The sequence below is a fragment of the Paraburkholderia sp. BL6669N2 genome (assembly GCF_003387275.1).
Taxonomy (GTDB): domain Bacteria; phylum Pseudomonadota; class Gammaproteobacteria; order Burkholderiales; family Burkholderiaceae; genus Paraburkholderia.
The window spans coordinates 3,295,672-3,313,094 of record NZ_QUNA01000001.1; the positions used below are offsets into that span (position 1 = coordinate 3,295,672).

16 protein-coding genes are annotated in these 17,423 nt (G+C 63.0%); 6 read left to right on the plus strand and 10 right to left on the minus strand.

Annotated elements, in window-relative coordinates; all coding sequences use genetic code 11:
- The first annotated feature begins 98 nt into the window (after positions 1-98).
- The 6 genes from pxpB (at position 99) to B0G80_RS15060 (ending at position 6,662) form a co-directional block, all read left to right on the plus strand.
- Positions 99-752, plus strand: coding sequence for a 5-oxoprolinase subunit PxpB (pxpB, locus tag B0G80_RS15035; RefSeq protein ID WP_116118477.1), 654 nt, complete (start codon positions 99-101; stop codon positions 750-752).
- Positions 749-1,801: a biotin-dependent carboxyltransferase family protein gene (locus B0G80_RS15040; protein ID WP_116118478.1), complete on the plus strand. Its 1,053-nt coding sequence runs from the start codon at positions 749-751 to the stop codon at positions 1,799-1,801. Before pxpB ends, B0G80_RS15040 begins: the two co-directional genes overlap by 4 nt.
- Before the next feature lie 96 nt (positions 1,802-1,897).
- Positions 1,898-2,650, plus strand: a complete 753-nt coding sequence (gene pxpA / locus B0G80_RS15045) for a 5-oxoprolinase subunit PxpA (RefSeq protein ID WP_116118479.1) — start codon at positions 1,898-1,900, stop codon at positions 2,648-2,650.
- A gap of 288 nt (positions 2,651-2,938) precedes the next feature.
- Positions 2,939-3,688 (plus strand): DUF969 domain-containing protein, encoded by a 750-nt coding sequence (locus B0G80_RS15050; RefSeq protein ID WP_116118480.1) that lies wholly within the window; start codon positions 2,939-2,941, stop codon positions 3,686-3,688.
- Complete coding sequence (locus tag B0G80_RS15055; RefSeq protein ID WP_116118481.1) at positions 3,685-4,641, plus strand: DUF979 domain-containing protein; 957 nt, start codon at positions 3,685-3,687, stop codon at positions 4,639-4,641. Before B0G80_RS15050 ends, B0G80_RS15055 begins: the two co-directional genes overlap by 4 nt.
- Positions 4,642-4,856: 215 nt before the next feature.
- The gene (locus tag B0G80_RS15060; RefSeq protein ID WP_116118482.1) at positions 4,857-6,662 is read left to right on the plus strand and encodes a tetratricopeptide repeat protein; all 1,806 of its coding nucleotides are present in this window, start codon (positions 4,857-4,859) and stop codon (positions 6,660-6,662) included.
- Between the two features lie 70 nt (positions 6,663-6,732).
- Here the strand turns inward: B0G80_RS15060 and B0G80_RS15065 are convergent, their stop codons facing one another.
- From B0G80_RS15065 to metF, 10 genes are all read right to left on the minus strand, one after another.
- Positions 6,733-7,008, minus strand: a complete 276-nt coding sequence (locus B0G80_RS15065) for a BrnA antitoxin family protein (RefSeq protein ID WP_408967705.1) — start codon at positions 7,006-7,008, stop codon at positions 6,733-6,735.
- A gap of 21 nt (positions 7,009-7,029) precedes the next feature.
- Complete coding sequence (locus B0G80_RS15070; protein WP_243856579.1) at positions 7,030-7,335, minus strand: BrnT family toxin; 306 nt, start codon at positions 7,333-7,335, stop codon at positions 7,030-7,032.
- A 172-nt stretch (positions 7,336-7,507) separates the two neighbouring features.
- On the minus strand, positions 7,508-8,671 hold the full coding sequence (locus B0G80_RS15075) for a TraB/GumN family protein (RefSeq protein WP_116118483.1): 1,164 nt from the start codon (positions 8,669-8,671) through the stop codon (positions 7,508-7,510).
- Entirely contained in the window at positions 8,664-9,683 is a 1,020-nt protein-coding gene (locus B0G80_RS15080) for a peptide ABC transporter ATP-binding protein (RefSeq protein WP_106284841.1), read from the minus strand. Before B0G80_RS15080 ends, B0G80_RS15075 begins: the two co-directional genes overlap by 8 nt.
- Entirely contained in the window at positions 9,680-10,684 is a 1,005-nt protein-coding gene (locus B0G80_RS15085; protein WP_116118484.1) for an ABC transporter ATP-binding protein, read from the minus strand. Before B0G80_RS15085 ends, B0G80_RS15080 begins: the two co-directional genes overlap by 4 nt.
- Positions 10,685-11,602, minus strand: coding sequence for an ABC transporter permease subunit (locus tag B0G80_RS15090; protein WP_106284839.1), 918 nt, complete (start codon positions 11,600-11,602; stop codon positions 10,685-10,687). It lies immediately after the preceding gene.
- Between the two features lie 6 nt (positions 11,603-11,608).
- A complete protein-coding gene (locus B0G80_RS15095) occupies positions 11,609-12,619 on the minus strand; it encodes an ABC transporter permease subunit (RefSeq protein ID WP_091798153.1) in 1,011 nt (336 codons plus the stop codon).
- Between the two features lie 138 nt (positions 12,620-12,757).
- Positions 12,758-14,386: an ABC transporter substrate-binding protein gene (locus B0G80_RS15100; protein WP_116118485.1), complete on the minus strand. Its 1,629-nt coding sequence runs from the start codon at positions 14,384-14,386 to the stop codon at positions 12,758-12,760.
- A 240-nt stretch (positions 14,387-14,626) separates the two neighbouring features.
- The gene (locus tag B0G80_RS15105) at positions 14,627-16,270 is read right to left on the minus strand and encodes an ABC transporter substrate-binding protein (protein WP_106284837.1); all 1,644 of its coding nucleotides are present in this window, start codon (positions 16,268-16,270) and stop codon (positions 14,627-14,629) included.
- Positions 16,271-16,590: 320 nt separating this feature from the next.
- A complete protein-coding gene (gene metF, locus B0G80_RS15115; protein WP_116118487.1) occupies positions 16,591-17,421 on the minus strand; it encodes a methylenetetrahydrofolate reductase [NAD(P)H] in 831 nt (276 codons plus the stop codon).
- Between the last annotated feature and the right edge of the window lie 2 nt (positions 17,422-17,423).

A 17,423-nucleotide genomic window follows, 5' to 3' on the forward strand; every position in this document is an offset into this window, starting at 1 on the left:
TGATAATGTACCCTTCAACCGTCGCCTGCCCGATGTCGATAACCGATCAGAGGGCGTGCCGTGCCCGAATCCTCCGACTCGACCTGGGCCCTTGATCCATGAGCCAACCTAGAATTTTTCCGCTCGGCGATGCCGCGCTAGTCTGCGAGGCGCCGCCGCCCGCCACGCTGGAATGCCAGCGGCGCGTGTGGGCGGCCGCCGAGGCCGCGCGCGACTGGCCGCATGTGCTGGAGGTGGTGCCGGGCATGAACAACCTCACGCTCGTCTTCGACCCGCTCGAAGCTGACCGCGACGCGCTGGTGAGTCATCTTCAAGCGGCATGGGATGCGCTGAGCGACGCGCCCGCGCCGGGCCGCGAAGTCGAGATTCCGGTGCAGTACGGTGGCGAGTTCGGCCCCGATCTGCAAACGGTCGCCAATCACACGGGCTTGAGCGTGCGCGAGGTCGTCGAACGTCATTCGCAGGGTGAGTACGTGGTGTTCTTTCTCGGCTTCCAGCCGGGCTTCGCCTATATGGGCGGGCTCGAAGCCGCGCTGCATACGCCGCGTCGCGCGTCGCCGCGGCTCGAAGTGCCGGCCGGCTCAGTCGGCATCGGTGGCGAACAGACCGGGATTTATCCGGCCACTTCGCCCGGCGGCTGGCAGTTGATCGGCCGCACCGAGCTGCCGCTGTTCGACCCGGCGCGCCGGCCGCCCACGCTGTTGCAGCCGGGCGACCGGGTGCGCTTCACGATCGCAGGGATACACGCATGATCGATGTGATTCGCGCGGGTCTGTTGACCACGATTCAGGATCTCGGCCGTCACGGCTACCGGCATCTCGGCGTCGCGATGGGTGGTGCGCTCGATCGTCTGTCGCTCGAAGTCGGCAACCGGCTGGTCGGCAACCGGCCCGATGCGGCGGGTCTGGAAATCACCTTCGGCCCGACCGTGCTGCGCTTTCTGCGCGCCACGCGGGTCGCTATCACCGGCACCGAATTCGGCGCAACGCTCGACGGCAAGCCGGTCTACTCATGGTGGAGCCTGCCGGTGCAGGCCGGCCAGGAGCTGGTGCTCAATGCGGCGAAGCGAGGCATGCGCGGCTATGTGTGCGTGGCGGGCGGCGTCGACGTCCTGCCGATGCTCGGCTCGCGCAGCACCGATCTGGCCGGCCATTTCGGCGGACTCGGCGGCCGCGCGCTGCGCGACGGCGACCGCCTGCCGGTCGGCGCGCCGCCGCAGCGCGGCCATCTCGGCTTTACCTCCGAGGCGCCGGAATTTGGCGTGAAGGCGCCCGCCTGGTGCAAGTTCGTGCTGGTCCATGAGCCGCTGCGGCGCGGCCGTCATCCGTCGGGGGTGCCGTGGGCGGTGCCGATCCGCGTACTGCGCGGGCCGGAATACGAGAGCTTCACCGATGAAGCCCACGAGTCGTTCTGGTCCGATGAATGGCTCGTCACGCCGAACAGTAATCGCATGGGCTACCGCCTCGCGGGCACCGAACTCAAGCGCACGCGCAAGGCCGATCTGCTTTCGCACGCTGTGCTGCCCGGCACGATCCAGGTGCCGCCGAACGGCCAGCCGATCGTGCTGATGAGCGACGCGCAAACCACCGGCGGCTATCCCAAGATCGGCGCGGTGATCCAGGCGGATCTGTGGAAGCTCGCGCAAGTCCGCCTGAACGCCGCGGTCCGCTTCATCCCGACGACGCCCTACGAGGCGCGCCAGGCTTTACTGGACGAACGTACCTATTTGCGGCAGATCGACGCCGCAATCGCAATGCATGAAGAACGCTGCGCACGGCAAGCGGCCGTCGCGGCACTGTAACGATGAGCGTCTCCAAGCCGGCGCTTTGCGCCGGCCGCCGAGGGACCCAGAAAAACTGCGGCACCCCGGCGTTTTGTTGAAAAGCAGAGGAACACCATGGAAATCGATTTGAACGCCGATCTCGGCGAAGGCTGCGGGTCCGACGAGGCACTGCTCGACCTGGTCAGCTCGGCCAACATCGCGTGCGGCTGGCACGCGGGCGGCGCCAACGCGATGCGCGACTGCGCGCGTTGGGCGGTGGAGAAAGGCGTGTCGATCGGCGCGCATCCGAGCTTCAACGATCCGGAAAATTTCGGCCGCAAGGAAATGGATCTGCCGGCCAACGACATCTACGCGGGCGTGCTGTATCAGCTTGGCGCGCTGTCGGCGATTGCCCAGGCTGAAGGCGGGCGCATCGCGCACGTCAAGCCTCACGGCGCGCTGTATAACCAGGCCGCGCGTGACAACAAGATTGCCGACGCGATCGTCTCGGCGGTGCACGATTTCGATCCGTCGGTGGCCGTGTTCGCGCTGGCCAACAGCGGACTCGTGACGGCCGCGCGCAACGCGGGCCTGGTTGCCGTCGAAGAAGTCTTCGCCGATCGCGGCTATCGCGCGGACGGTTCGCTGGTGCCGCGCAAAGAGCCCGGCGCGCTGCTCGACGACGAAGACGAAGTACTGACGCGCACGCTCGCAATGATTCGCGAGCAACGCGTGCAGGCCGTGGATGGTCAATGGGTGTCGCTGAACGCGCAGACCATCTGCCTGCACGGCGACGGGCCGCATGCGCTGGCGTTCGCGCGGCGCATTCGCGGCGCGTTGCAGGACGCGGGCATCGAGGTCCACGCGGCCGGTGCGGCGCGCGCCTGAAGCGTCGGCCGAAGCGTCGCCCGAAGCGTCGCCAGAAGCGCCAGCCGGACAGCGCGATTCAAACCTCGTGCACCTTGCAACGCCCCGCTTCAAGCGGGGCGTTTGCCAGGTACAGAACACATTGCAGTACCCGCAGTCGATCAGCAGGCGCAGGTGTAGATGCAGGTGTAGTTCGAAGCAAACGCGGCCGTCAAGAGCCGTGGCAACAAGACGGCGTCTGGACCACCAGCCGCCGTCCCACGTTAGCCGTCACAAGCGGCGAGGTTGAAACCCTGTTTGGAGATCCAGATGCAGACAACAGTCAGTCTATGGCCGCTCATTGGCGTGGCCGTCATCATCGTCGGCTTTTTATTACGGTTCAATCCGATGTTGATCGTGGCGGTCGCCGCGATCATCACGGGCCTGGCCGCGCACTTCCCGCCTGAAAAGATTCTCGCCGAGGTCGGCACCGGCTTCATCAAGACCCGCAATATCCCGCTGATCATTCTTCTGCCGCTCGCCGTGATCGGCTTGCTTGAACGGCACGGCCTGCGTGAACGGGCGCAAACTTGGATCGGCAGCATCAAGGCCGCGACCGCGGGGCGACTTCTGATCGTCTATCTGCTGGTGCGCGAGCTAACCGCGGCGGTCGGCCTGACCGGGCTCGGCGGCCATCCGCAGATGGTGCGTCCGTTGATCGCGCCGATGGCCGAAGGCGCGACCGAAACCCGCTTCGGCAAGATCAGCGACGCGGTGCGTTTCAAACTGCGCGCGTTCTCCGCGGCGACCGACAACGTAGGCCTCTTCTTCGGCGAGGACATCTTCGTCGCGTTCGGCGCGATCGTGCTGATGACCACCTTCCTCAAGGAAGCGGGAATCATCGTCGAACCGATTCACGTGGCCGTGTGGGGCATTCCGACCGCCATTTGCGCGTTTCTCATTCACGGCTTCCGCCTGTATCTGCTCGATCGCAGGCTCGAACGCGAACTGCGCGGCAATGCCACGGCGAGCAACGCCGCCGGTTCGCCGACGCAATCCGCAGCAGGAGACAAAGCATGACATTCACGATCACCTATCTTTTCTGGCTGCTGGGCGTCGTGCTGCTGGTGGTCGGCGGCATGATCGTCACGGACAAGGACCATCCGCGCCGTTTAACGGCCGGCGGCTTCTGGATTCTCTACGCGCTGATCTTCCTGATCGGCGATAAGCTGCCGCCCGCCGTGGTCGGCGTGCTCGTGATCGTCATGGCGCTGATTGCCGGCTTCGGCGGCGTGACCGCGGGCAAGCCCAGGGTCCTGTCGCTCGAAGCGCGCAAGGCGAGCGCCGCGCGTCTGCGTAACAAGCTGTTCGTGCCCGCGCTGACCATTCCGGTCGTCACCGTGATCATCACGCTGTCGGCGAGCCATCTGGTGTTCGGCGGCATGCCGCTGATCGAGAAGGCGAACGTCACGCTGATCGGCTTCGGCATCGGCTGCGTCATCGCGCTGGCAATTGCCTGCGTGATGACGCGCGACACCGTCGGCCAGTCGATGAAGGAAGCGCGCCGCCTGGTCGACGCGCTGTCGTGGGCCGCCGTGCTGCCGCAGATGCTCGGCATGCTCGGTCTCGTGTTCTCGGATGCGGGCGTCGGCAAGGCCGTCGCGCATGTGACCACGGCGTACATCAGCCTCGACTACCGCTTCATTGCGGTGGCCGTGTACTGCATCGGCATGGCGCTCTTCACCATGGTGATGGGCAACGGCTTCGCCGCGTTCCCGGTGATGACGGGCGGCGTGGGCGTGCCGATTCTGGTGGGCGTGTTTCACGGCAACCCGGCCGTGATGGTCGCGATCGGCATGTTCTCCGGCTACTGCGGCACGCTGATGACGCCGATGGCCGCGAACTTCAACATGGTGCCGGCCGCGCTGCTGGAACTGCCGGACAAGAACGCGGTGATCAAGGTGCAGATTCCGACTGCGCTGACCTTGCTGATCGTGAATATCTTGCTGCTGAATTTCCTGATGTTTCTGTAGGACTCTTGCCACTGAAGTCGAGAAACGCCGACGTATCGTCGGACAGCTCTGCGATACGTCGGTGAAATGGAGTCACTGGAACGCCTGGATGCGATCGAATTAGGATGCGTCCGATCGTCGGGAAATGGGGGGCGACCATACGATGCTGGACGCCCTCCCATCCACACGCGGCGGCGCGCGCAGCGCGCACCGCCGTCGCTCTCCCGCAGGTTTCCATGGAACATCGATCCCAGCCTGATCGCGCGCGGACCGAACCGCCGCACACCGCTTACCTCGCCTCATTGATCGACGCCGCGCTCGAAGCGCATCAAGCCGGCCGGCTCGACGCCGCCGAATCCCTCTATCGCGAAGCCCTCACGCTCGATCCCGCCCATACGGGCGCGCTCCACTACTTCGGCGTGCTGCAATTCCAGCGCGGCGATCATGACACTGCTGCCAGCTTGATGAGCCGCGCGCTCAAACTCGACCGTCACGACGCCGCCTGCTGGAGCAACCGGGGACTCGTGGCCGCCGCGCTCGGTCATCTCGACGAAGCAATGATCTGCTACGACCAGGCGCTGCAACTCCAGCCGGATTTCGCCGATGCGCGCAACAACCTCGGCGTCGCACTGCAAGCGCAAGGTGACTTCATCGAAGCGATCGAACAGTACCGGTTGGCGCTGGCCTCGAACCCCACGCTGCTCGACGCGCGTCTGAACCTTGGCACGGCGCTCAGCAAGCTCGCGCGTTTCGACGAAGCCCTGGTGTGCTATCACGAGGTCTTGTCGCTCGACCCGACGTCGGCGGAAGCGCACTTCAACGTGGGCAATGCGCACAAAGCACGAGGCGATCACGGCGCGGCAATCGCCAGCTTCGAGCGAGCCCTCTCGCTGCGCGCGAATTACGTGGAGGCGCACATTAATCTGGGCAGCCTGATCGGCAAGCTCGGCGACTACGCGGGTGCTGAAGCGCATTACCGGCGCGCGGTCGCACTCAAACCGATTCCGACTCACCTCGTCTGTCTGGGTGGATCGCTCGGTGCGCAAGGCCGGCTGGACGAAGAAGAAGGCTTCTATCGCCGGGCGCTCGCACTCGACCCGCACTACGCGGACGCGCATCAGAATCTCGCGTGGCTATTGCTCAAGCGCGGCGACTATCGACAAGGCTGGGCTGAATTCGCGCTGCGTTGGCGCAAGAGCGACTATGACGCGATCGCGGTGCCGGGCGTCGCTGAATGGCGTGGCGAGCCGCTCGAGGGGCGTCGTCTGCTGCTGGTTGGCGAGCAGGGTTTCGGCGACCACTTCCAGTTCCTGCGCTTTGCGAGCGTGTTGGCCCAGCGCGGTGCGACGGTCGACCTGTGCGTGCGCGAGCCGCTGCTGCCTTTGGTCGGACGCATCGCGGGCGTGCATCGCGCATTCAGCGGCAAACCCAACGGTGAATACGATTTCTGGGTACCCATGATGAGCGTGCCGTCGTGTATCGGCATGGATGTCGCCGACATTCCCGCAGAGGTGCCCTACCTTTTCGCCGACAAAGCGAAGATCAAGGCATGGCGCAAACGGCTCGGCGCGACCGACAAGTCGAAGCGCAAAGTGGGACTGGTCTGGGCCGGCAGTCCCACATTCGGCAACGACCGCTACCGGTCGATGCAGCTAACCGACCTGAGCGCGCTCAGCGAATTGGAGGACATTGCCTGGTACGCGCTGCAAAAAGGCCCGGCGCATGGGCAACTGGCCGACGCGCCGCCGGCATTCCGCGCGCACGATTTCACCGCCGACCTGCACAGTTTCGAAGACACGGCCGCCTTGATCATGAACCTCGATCTGGTGATCGCCGTGGACACTGGCGTCGCGCATCTGGCGGGAGCGTTGGGCAAGCCGGTGTGGTTGATGTTGCCCGCCAATTCTGACTGGCGCTGGCTGGAAGCACGCAGCGACTCACCGTGGTATCCGGGGATGAGGTTGTTCCGTCAACCGATGCTGGGGAATTGGGCGCCGCTGGTCGAAGAAGTGACCGGCGCACTGCGCCACGGCGGTTTCTAATGGCCACACCGCGCTGAGGCCCGGGGCCTGCGCGCGGCATCTCTGACACCGGGCATCAACGAAGTGCGGCCTACGGACGCCGCCGCTGCTGCGCCAGCATATAGGCGCGCAGCAATTTGTTGATGCGCGTCTGATAACCCTGCCCCTGCTCCTTGAACCAGTTCAGCACGTCCGCATCCAGACGCATTGTCACGGCCTGCTTGGGCGGAACGTGCAACTCGGCGCGTTGAAAAAAATCGTCGCCGAGTTCGGGCACGTCGCTCGTGTCAATTTGTGCGTCACCTGTTTTGGCGAGTCGCTTCCAGTCTGTTCCCGATGCCTTAACCATTATTTCACCTCTGCTCATGCTTGACTGCCACAGTGCCTGTCAATGCCAGACACGCTGCTTGTAGTGCTTGACCTCATGCCGCGAGGCCTTGCGTGCCGAAATGATCCGGATCACGTCCTCAACCCGTTCGACATAAACCACAACGCCCACAATGTTTGCGATCCAGCCCATCGCGAACCAACGGTCTTCGCCGTAGTCTTCCCGCTGGTCCAACGCCGTGAGTAACGGGTGATTGAACACGTCGATAGCATCCTGAAAATCGATGCCGTGTTTGCGAATGTTGATCTGATTTTTGATTTCGTCCCATTCAAACAGCACGCGCCACCTGTATTGACGTTTGTACATACATCATAGCATGCAAAGGGCCGCTATGGCTGCGTGTGCCGCGAGCATTTTGCGGCATACGTGTACGTCGGACTGGGTGCTTCAGAGACCGGTTCCTATGATGGCCGAACGGCCGACCCGGTTTAGGACGGTTGAGTCGTTACGTACGTTTCGTGCTCGGCTCCGATGAACCTCACCCCGCCTCGACCACGAATCCGTGCTGCCGCAAAAGCTGCAGGACGCCCTTGCGGCCTCCAAGATGCAACGCGCCGATCGCCACGAACACCGGCTTGTTCGGGGCGGCGATCAACAGCATCTTCGAGACGAAGCGGCGGTTGCGGTCATAGACGATCTTGTTGTCGATCGAATCGGAGATGCGTTTGTCGCGGGCCAGCTTTTCGGATTTCGCGGCCTGCCAGGCGGCGATCGCATCCGCATCGCCGACACGCCAGAGACGATGCAAGGTCCGCACGTCCGCGACATTTTCCGCCGGCGTCTGTACCAGATCCTGCGCCAGCATCTCGCGCTGCTGCGCGAGCGTCAGCCCTGTGAAGGCGCGCATCTGCTGCGATAAAGTCTCGAGACCGACAATCTTGCCGCGTGTGCGCAGATACACGTTCTGCAGTTGCGCTTCCGACCCGTACTCGGTCTGCAGGCCGGCACTCAACGAATCGTAGGTTTCGACCAGTAACGAAGCGAGCCACGGCCGCATCTTCTTGATGGCGTCAAGTGCCGCCGGGTTGCCGTGCAGCCGGACGGCGAGCTTGTGCCACAAGGGATCAGGCAGCAGTCCCGGCAGACAGTCGCGTTTGCAGACGCCGTACTTCGAGACGTCGTCTTGCGAAACCAGCAGTTCGTCGGGTGACAGTTCGAGTGCCAGCGTCGGCGAGGCGGCGAGCGCGCCGAGGATCGGGGCACGGAAGGGCTGATCGGCAGGGTAGTCGGCGGGATCGCCGACATGCAGCGTGCCCAGCACGTAAATGGTGGTCGTGCCGCGTGTCGCGACATAGAACGGCATGCGCGCCGGTTGCGCCCGCACCGGGCCGCTCGCGGTGGTACCCGGCAAGGCAGGCGGCGAAGCGGGCGGCGGATTGGAGCCCGGCACACGGGCGCGCGGCGGAGCCGGCATGTTAGGCACCGGCAGCGCCGGGCGCCCGGCCTGCGCGGGCGCATTGGCAGCCGCGCCGGCGGCATGCGCGACACCGAACGAGTCCATGCCCAGATGAAATACAGAACAAACGACAAAGAGCGCGGCACCCGCCAGTGCACGCGCCCTCCAGCGCCGCGTTGAAGCGGCGTTCAAGCCGCCGTCACGCAAGCGGCGCGCAAGACGACGCGCCGCCAACCCATCAGGCATCCACGTCCCCCACCTCCTCGGCGCGGTGACACGACACCTGGCGGCCATCCACTTCACGCAGCTTCGGTTCTTCGCTGCGGCAGCGGTCGATCACGTACGGGCAGCGCTGATGAAACGTGCAACCCGACGGCGGATTCAGCGGCGACGGCATTTCGCCTTGCAGCTTGATCTTGATCGTGCGATCCGCCTCGAAGATCGAAGGCGTGGCCGACATCAACGCGCGCGTGTACGGATGACGCGGGTTCGAGAAGATCCGCTTCTTGTCGCCGAGTTCCGCCACGCCGCCGAAGTACATCACCATCACATCGTCGGCGATATGCTCCACCACCGAGAGATTGTGCGAGATGAACACGTAGCTGGTCTTGAACTGTTCCTGCAAATCCATGAACAGATTCAGAATCTGCGCCTGGATCGACACGTCGAGCGCCGAGACCGGTTCGTCGGCGACCACGATCTGCGGGTCGAGAATCATCGCGCGCGCAATCGCCACGCGCTGCCGCTGACCGCCGGAGAACATATGCGGATAACGCTTCGCATGTTCCGGACGCAGGCCGACGGTGCGCATCATCTGCGCGATCCGTTCGGCGCGCTCGGTCGCGCTCAGCTGCGAGTTGATCGCGAGCGGCTCGCCCAACGTTTGCTCGACGGTCTTGCGCGGATTCAGCGAGGCGAACGGATTCTGGAACACCATCTGCACGCGCCGCCGCAGCGCCGCGATCTTCGCGTGATCGGCACCGGCCACGTCTTCGCCGTCGATCAGCAGACGGCCGGCGCTAGGCGCCTCGATCATGGTCAATTGCCGGGCGAGCGTCGATTTGCCGCAGCCGGATTCGCCGACCACCGCCAAAGTCTTGCCGCGTTCGAGCGCGAACGAGACGCCGTTGAGCGCCTTCACCGTGCCCGACGCGAACATGCCGCGCTTGACCGTGTAATAACGCGCCAGCTGTTCCGCGACCAGCACGTGGTCGCCCGCATGGTCGGACTGGCGCCGCGTTTCGAGTACTGCGTTCATCGTGCGCCTCCATGGGTGTGAACGTTGGCGTCGCCGCTCAGGTTCAAAGGTTTGATGCAGCGCACGCGCGCCACTTCAGCGTGACCTGGCATCGGCGCAAGCGCGGGCCGCGCCTTCAGGCAGTCGTCGACGACATACTTGCAGCGCGGCGCGAACAGACAGCCTTTGGGACGGTCGTCGCGGCCCGGCACCATGCCCGGCAACGCGGCGAGCCGCACGGCGCCGACATTGTGCTCGGGGATTGCCGCCAGCAACGCTTCCGTGTACGGATGATGCGGCGCGGCGAAGATGTCCGGCACCTTGTTCGTCTCGATCACTTCGCCAGCGTACATGACCGCGACGCGTTGCGCGACTTCGGACACCACGGCCAGATCGTGCGAGATCAGCACGAGCGCCATGCCGCGTTCCTTCTGCAGCTTGATCAACAACTCCATGATCTGCGCCTGGATCGTCACGTCGAGCGCGGTGGTCGGTTCGTCGGCGATCAGCAGTTTCGGGTTGCAGGCAATCGCCATGGCGATCATCACGCGCTGGTTCATGCCGCCCGACATCTGATGCGGAAACGAGCCGATACGGCCTTTCGGGTCGGGAATGCCGACCTGGTCCAGCAGTTCCAGAGCGCGTTTGTCCAGGGCGCTGCCGCGCAAGCCTTCGTGCAGCTTCAGTACTTCCTTGATCTGATAGCCGACGGTATAGCTCGGATTCAGACTGGTGAGCGCGTCCTGGAACACCATCGCGATATCTTTGCCGATGATCTTGCGGCGTTCCTTCGCCGATGCCTTCAGCAGATTCTTGCCGTTGAAGGTGATTTCGTCAGCGGTGACTTTGCCCGGCGCGTCGATCAGGCCCATCAGCGCCATCATCGTCACGCTCTTGCCCGAACCCGATTCGCCGACCACGCCGACCACTTCGCCCGGCGCGACATCGAGGTTGATCCGGTCGACTGCCGGCAAGCCGTTGAAATTCACCGCGAGATTGCGGATGGTCAATAAGCTAGACATTTAGGCCATCCTTTTCAGTTTGGGATCGAGTGCGTCGCGCAGCCCGTCGCCGAGCAGATTGATCGCGAGCACCGAGATCAGGATGGACAGACCCGGCATGGTGACGATCCACCAGGCGCTGTCGATGTAATCGCGCGCCGAGGCCAGCATCGCGCCCCACTCCGCCGACGGCGGTTGCACGCCGAGGCCGAGAAAACCGAGCGCCGCGGCATCGAGAATCGCCGACGAAAAGCCTAACGTAGCCTGCACGATCAGCGGCGCGGTGCAGTTCGGCAGCACTTGCGAAAACATCAAACGCAAAGTGCCGGCGCCCGCCACGCGCGAAGCCGTCACGTACTCCTTCTGCAACTCGCCCTGCGCCGACGCGCGCGTCAAACGCACATAGCCCGGCAAGGCGACGATCGCGATCGCGAGCATCGTATTGACGAGACCCGGACCGATGATCGCCACCACCGCTACCGCGAGCAGCAGCGACGGCAGCGCGAGCAGCACGTCCATGATGCGCATGATCGGCGTGTCGGCCCACTTCTCGAAGAATGCCGCAATCAGACCGAGCACGACGCCCGGAATCAGCGCGAGCACCACTGAGACGAAGCCGATCCAGAACGACAGCCGCGCGCCATACATCAGACGCGAGAGGATGTCGCGGCCCGCTTCGTCGGTGCCAAGAATGAACTTCCAGTTGCCGCCCTCGAGCCATGCGGGCGGAATCTTCACGAAGTCGCGGTATTGCTCGATCGGACTGTGCGGTGCGATCAACGGCGCGAAGATCGCGATGAAGATCAGCACGAGCACAATGACGCCGGCGCTGACAGCGCCACGGTTACGCGAGAAATTCGCCCAGAATTCACGGGCGGCGATAGCGCGGCCACTGGGTGGCGTGACCGACTGGGGGACTGTATTTTGAATGTCTGCCATTTCGGTTTACCTCGTATGGCGGATGCGCGGATTCAGCACGCCGTACAACAAATCGACGACGAGGTTCACGACGATCACCAGCGTGGCGATCATCAGGATACCGCCCTGCACGACCGGATAGTCGCGCCGGCCGATCGCGTCGATCAGCCACTTGCCGATACCCGGCCATGAAAACAGCGTCTCGGTCAGCACCGCGCCCGCGAGCAGCGTGCCGACCTGCAAGCCGATCACCGTCACCACCGGAATCAGCGCATTGCGCAACGCATGCACGACGATCACGCGTCCCGGCGACAAGCCCTTCGCGCGCGCCGTGCGGATGTAGTCCTCGCGCAGCACTTCGAGCATCGACGAACGCGTCATGCGCGCGACGACCGCCAGCGGAATCGTGCCGAGCACGATGGCCGGCAGGATCAGATGGCTGAGCGCGGATTTGAACGCGCCTTCGTCGGTGGACATCATCGCGTCGATCAGCATGAAGCCGGTCACGTGCGGAATGTCGTATTCAACCGCGATGCGGCCGGACACCGGCGTCCAGCCGAGCTTCACGGAGAACACCATGATGAGGATCAAGCCCCACCAGAAGATCGGCATCGAGTAGCCGGTCAGCGCCGTGCCCATCACGCCGTGATCGACCACCGTGCCGCGCCGCAAGGCCGCGAACACGCCCGCCGGCAAGCCGACGATCAGCGCGAACAGCATCGCGCAGATCGACAGTTCGACGGTAGCGGGAAAGCGTGCGAGGAATTCGCCCATCACGCTGGTGTTGGTGATGATCGAGGTGCCGAGGTCGCCGTGCAGCGCGCGCCCGATGTAGTGGACGTACTGCATCGGCAGGGATTCGTCGAGCCCGAGGCGGTGCATCGCCGCGGCGTGCATGGCGGGATCGACGCCGCGCTCGCCCATCATCACTTCGATGGGGTCGCCCGGTATCAGGTGAATCAGCGCGAACGCGAGGATCGTGATGCCGATGAAAGTCGGAATCACCATACCGATGCGGCGCAAAACAAAGCGGAACATGGTTCGTCCCTATGGTCTTGGTGAAGAAAAAACGCAACCGGCGACGAGGGCTCGTGACCCCGGTCGCCGGACCATTTCGACCAGTTTTCTAACCGTGCGAAAAGCGTACTGCGCAAATTTTACGACTAGCTCGACGAATTACTTGATGCTGACGCCGTCGAAACGCGCATAGCCGAGCGGTTCGATACGCATATCCACGACCTTCTTGCTGACAGGCTGGTACACCGTGGAGTGAGCGATCGGCGAGAACGGCAGTTGCTGCGCGAAGATCTGCTGAGCCTGCATGTAAGCCGTCGTGCGCGCGCCCTGATCGGACGTGACGCGACCCTTCTGGATCAGGTCGTCGAACGGCTTGTAGCACCACTTCGAGAAGTTGTTGCCGTTCACCGCTTCGCAGCCGAGCAGCGTGCCGAGCCAGTTGTCCGGATCGCCGTTGTCGCCGGTCCAGCCGATCAGCATCGTGTCGTCCTCACCTGCGTGAGCGCGCTTGATGTACTCGCCCCACTCATAGGTGACGATCTTCGCCTTCACACCGATCTTGGCCCAGTCGGCCTGGATCATTTCCGCCATCAGGCGGGCGTTCGGGTTGTACGCGCGCTGCACCGGCATCGCCCACAAGGTGATGTCGAAGCCGTTCGGATAGCCGGCCTTGGCCAACAGGGCCTTAGCTTTGTCCGTGTCGTAGGACGCGCTCTTCAGGTTCTTGTCGTACGACCATTGGGTCGGCGGCATCGGGTTCGTGGCGGCTTGGCCCGCGCCTTGGTAAACGGAGTCGATGATCGCCTTCTTGTTGATCGCCATGTCGAGCGCCTGACGCACTTCGACCTTGTCGACCGGCTTGTGCGTCACGTTGTACGCGAGGTAGCCGAGGTTGAAGCCCGGTTGCGACGGCATCGCGATGTTCGCTTCTGCCTTCAGCGGCGCGATGTCGGCCGGACGCGGATAGCTCATCACCTGGCATTCGTCGCGCTTGATCTTCTGCACGCGCACGCCGGCGTCCGGCGTGATCGAGAAAATCAGCTTCGAGATCTTCACCGTGTTCGGCTTCCAGTAATCCGGATTGCCGTCGAAGCGGATCGTCGCGTCTTTCGTGTAGCTGCGGAAGATGAACGGGCCCGTGCCGACTGGGAACTGGTTGATGTCGGCGGCCTTGCCGGCTTTCATCAACTGGTCGCCGTATTCACCCGAGAGAATCGACGCGTATTCCATTGCCAGATTCTGGATGAACGGCGCGTTGACTTCCTTCAGCGTGAACTTGACCGTGTACGGATCGACCTTTTCGACGCTGGTGATCAGCTTGTCGAGGCCCATGTCCGTGAAGTACGGGAACTGGACCGGGTAAGCCTTATGAAAGGCCGAGTTCGGGTCCAGCATGCGCTGGAACGTGAACACGACGTCGTCCGCATTGAATTCGCGCGTCGGCTTGAAGAACGACGTGGTCTGGAACTTCACGCCATGACGCAGATGGAACGTATAGGTCTTGCCGTCCGCGGAGACATCCCACTTTTCGGCGAGGCCCGGTTCCACCTTGGTGCCGCCGCGTTCGAATTCGACGAGACGGTTGTAGACGGTGAACGTGTTTGCCGTGAAATCGGTGCCCGTGGTGTATTGGGCAGGATCGAAACCCGCGGGGCTGCCTTCTGAGCAGTAGACCAGGGTTTTGTTCGGGATCTCGGCGCGCGCGACACTTGCGCCCACCATCGATGCCGCTGCAGCTGCGACGAGCGTCGTAACACGCGCGGCGCGCAACAGATTGTTTTGCTTCATGTTTCCTCCAGGTTCGTGGCCGGCTCCCGCCGGCGTAGCGCGATATTACTTGAGCTTGGCTCACAGCACCAAGCGGAGGAAATTCCCTCCGTTGATCGGAGTTACCGCTTTAGCGGTTACCCCGATCCCACGCAGCACGGACAATCGGAAACCATTTGGGCATAAGACCAGCCGCACGCCGGCGCTGGCCGGAACGTGCGGCTTTAGAAGGTCGCTTCAGCAAAATACGACTCGCCGGCGTTATTTCAGACCTACGTTCATGAATTGCGTCGGGCCGAACGGGTCGATCTTGAAGCCGGTGACGTTCTTGCTGATCGGCTGATAGACCGTGGAGTGGGCGATGGGCGTGAACGGAACCTGATCCTTGAAAATCTCCTGGGCTTGAGTATAGGCACTGGTGCGCTGTGCCAGATCGGTCGTACTGCGGCCCTTTTTGATCAGATCGTCATAAGGTTTGTAGCACCATTTGGAAAAATTACTGCCGTTGACTGCGTCGCAACCCAGTAATACCCCAAGCCAGTTATCCGGATCGCCATAATCGCCCGTCCAGCCAATCAACATCGCTTCATGCTCGCCTGCATGGGCGCGGCGAATATATTCACCCCATTCGTACGTCGCGATCTTCACCTTGACGCCGATCTTCGCCCAATCGGATTGCAGCATTTCCGCCATCAGGCGCGCGTTCGGGTTATAAGGCCGTTGAACCGGCATGGCCCAAAGCGTCAAATCGAAGCCGTCCGGATAGCCTGCCTGCTTCAGCAGCGCCTTGGCTTTTTCCGTATCGTACGGGGCGTCCTTCAGATTCTTGTCGTAGCCCCACTGGGTCGGCGGCATGGGGTTGGTCGCCGTCTGGCCCGCGCCCTGATACACCGACTCGATAATCGCTTTCTTATTGATCGACATATCGAGCGCGCGGCGCACCAGCACGTTATCGAGCGGTTTCTTGGTGGTGTTGTAGGCGATATAGCCGAGGTTGAAACCCACCTCATTGGGCATAACGAGAGACGCATCGGTTTTCACCGTCGGAATATCGGCGGGACGAGGATACGCCATCACCTGGCATTCGCCGCGTTTCAGTTTCTGCAGGCGCACGGCCGGATCGACGGTAATCGCGAAGATCAGCTTGCCGACTTTGACGACGCCCGGTTTCCAGTAATCGGGATTGCCGTCGAAGCGAATCGTGTCGTCTTTCGTATAGCTGCGGAAAATGAACGGACCGGTGCCGACCGGATATTGATTGATATCCGACGCTTTACCCGCTTTCAATAACTGATCGCCATATTCCGCCGAAAGAATCGACGCGAACGGCATCGCAATCTGTTGTAAAAAAGGCGCGTCCACTTCCTTCAGCGTGAATTTAACCGTGTACGGATCGACCGCTTCGACCTTCGCGATGTTCTTGGCGAGGCCCAGATCGGTGAAATACGGGAACGGCACCGAGTACGCCTTGCGGAACGGCTGCTCGGGGTCGAGCATGCGTTGGTACGTGAAGACGACATCGTCCGCATTGAATTCGCGCGTCGGCTTGAAGAACGCCGTGGTCTGGAACTTCACGCCGTGGCGCAGATGAAACGTATAGGTCAGCCCATCCGGCGAAACGTCCCATTTTTCGGCGAGCCCCGGTTCGATGTCCGTGCTGCCGTGCGCGAACTCGATCAGCCGGTTGTAGACCGTGTACGACCCCGCGCTAAACTCGACGCTGGTGGTGTACTGGGCACTGTCGAAGCCCGCCGGACTGCCTTCGGAGCAGAACACGAGCGTCTTGTCGGGCAGCTTGGCCGCCTCAGCGGCGGCGGGTGTCAGGCCGGCACTCAGGACCGCACAGGCGGCGAGCGCCGGAAGGCAGGTTTGGCGAACTGCAAACAGCAACTTGGGTACCGTCATCATGTTCTCCGCACAGCAGCCACGTTAGCTGCGCTTTGATCATAGACAGCACAAAAATCGGGTTCAATGCGGGCTTACGCCGCAAGGTTGACTCGGGCTGGCGCGCTTGTTGCGACGCAGCAGTCGTTGCGGCCGAATTTGCGCGTCGGAATTGTCGTTCCTGCTTCATTCGCCAGCGGCCGCCGGCAGCAGCGCTGCACAGTATTCGCGCGCAAGCCCCAGCGCCCCTTCCGCGCCGTTCGTGGCGCCTATTCGCCGCGCGAAAAAAAACCGCGCGACTCAATGAGCCGCGCGGTTTCGTTTCAAAACGTGATGGGTGCTTAAGCGCCCAGGCGTTCGCAGATCGCCTTGGTCGCAGCGGCGCCGTTCAGCGTGTAGAAGTGCAGACCCGGCACTTTCGCGTCGATGAGACGCCCGCACAGGTCCGTCACCACATCCAGCCCGAATGCGCGAATCGACTCGCGGTCGTCGCCGAAACTTTCCAGCCGTCGCGCGATCCAGCGCGGCACTTCAGCGCCGCACATCTCCGAGAAACGCATCAGTTGCGAGAAGTTCGTGATCGGCATGATGCCCGGCACGATCGGCACATCCACGCCGAGCTTCCTTGCGTCGTCGACGAAACGGAAATACGCGTCCGCGTTGAAGAAGTACTGCGTGATCGCCGAATTGGCGCCGGCCTTCACCTTGCGGGCGAAGTTGTCCAGATCGTGACGCGGCGAGCGCGACTGCGGATGGTATTCCGGATAGCCGGCCACCTCGATCCAGAACCAGTCGCCAAACTCGGCGCGGATAAAGCTCACCAGTTCCGACGCGTAACGCAACTCGCCCACTTCGCCCATGCCGGACGGCAGATCGCCGCGCAGCGCGACGATATGGCGGATGCCATGCGCGCGGTATTCGTTGAGAATGGCACGCAGGCTCTCTTTCGACGAGCCAATGCACGACACGTGCGGCGCCGCTTCGAGCCCTTCCTTCGCCATTTCGACGACGGTATCGAGCGTGCCCTGTTGCGTCGAGCCGCCGGCGCCGAACGTGACGGACACGAACTTGGGCTTGAGCGTGATGAGCTGGGCGCGCGTGGCGCGCAGCTTGTCGACGCCTTCCTGCGTTTTCGGCGGGAAGAATTCGAATGATAGTTCGATCGGGTTCATGA

Coding starts and splice junctions, on each gene's coding strand:
- pxpB (WP_116118477.1), top strand. CDS start 99: ATGAGCCAACCTAGAATTTTTCCGCTCGGCGATGCCGCGCTAGTCTGC.
- B0G80_RS15040 (WP_116118478.1), top strand. CDS start 749: ATGATCGATGTGATTCGCGCGGGTCTGTTGACCACGATTCAGGATCTC.
- pxpA (WP_116118479.1), top strand. CDS start 1,898: ATGGAAATCGATTTGAACGCCGATCTCGGCGAAGGCTGCGGGTCCGAC.
- B0G80_RS15050 (WP_116118480.1), top strand. CDS start 2,939: ATGCAGACAACAGTCAGTCTATGGCCGCTCATTGGCGTGGCCGTCATC.
- B0G80_RS15055 (WP_116118481.1), top strand. CDS start 3,685: ATGACATTCACGATCACCTATCTTTTCTGGCTGCTGGGCGTCGTGCTG.
- B0G80_RS15060 (WP_116118482.1), top strand. CDS start 4,857: ATGGAACATCGATCCCAGCCTGATCGCGCGCGGACCGAACCGCCGCAC.
- B0G80_RS15065 (WP_408967705.1), bottom strand. CDS start 7,008: ATGAGCAGAGGTGAAATAATGGTTAAGGCATCGGGAACAGACTGGAAG.
- B0G80_RS15070 (WP_243856579.1), bottom strand. CDS start 7,335: ATGTACAAACGTCAATACAGGTGGCGCGTGCTGTTTGAATGGGACGAA.
- B0G80_RS15075 (WP_116118483.1), bottom strand. CDS start 8,671: ATGCCTGATGGGTTGGCGGCGCGTCGTCTTGCGCGCCGCTTGCGTGAC.
- B0G80_RS15080 (WP_106284841.1), bottom strand. CDS start 9,683: ATGAACGCAGTACTCGAAACGCGGCGCCAGTCCGACCATGCGGGCGAC.
- B0G80_RS15085 (WP_116118484.1), bottom strand. CDS start 10,684: ATGTCTAGCTTATTGACCATCCGCAATCTCGCGGTGAATTTCAACGGC.
- B0G80_RS15090 (WP_106284839.1), bottom strand. CDS start 11,602: ATGGCAGACATTCAAAATACAGTCCCCCAGTCGGTCACGCCACCCAGT.
- B0G80_RS15095 (WP_091798153.1), bottom strand. CDS start 12,619: ATGTTCCGCTTTGTTTTGCGCCGCATCGGTATGGTGATTCCGACTTTC.
- B0G80_RS15100 (WP_116118485.1), bottom strand. CDS start 14,386: ATGAAGCAAAACAATCTGTTGCGCGCCGCGCGTGTTACGACGCTCGTC.
- B0G80_RS15105 (WP_106284837.1), bottom strand. CDS start 16,270: ATGACGGTACCCAAGTTGCTGTTTGCAGTTCGCCAAACCTGCCTTCCG.
- metF (WP_116118487.1), bottom strand. CDS start 17,421: ATGAACCCGATCGAACTATCATTCGAATTCTTCCCGCCGAAAACGCAG.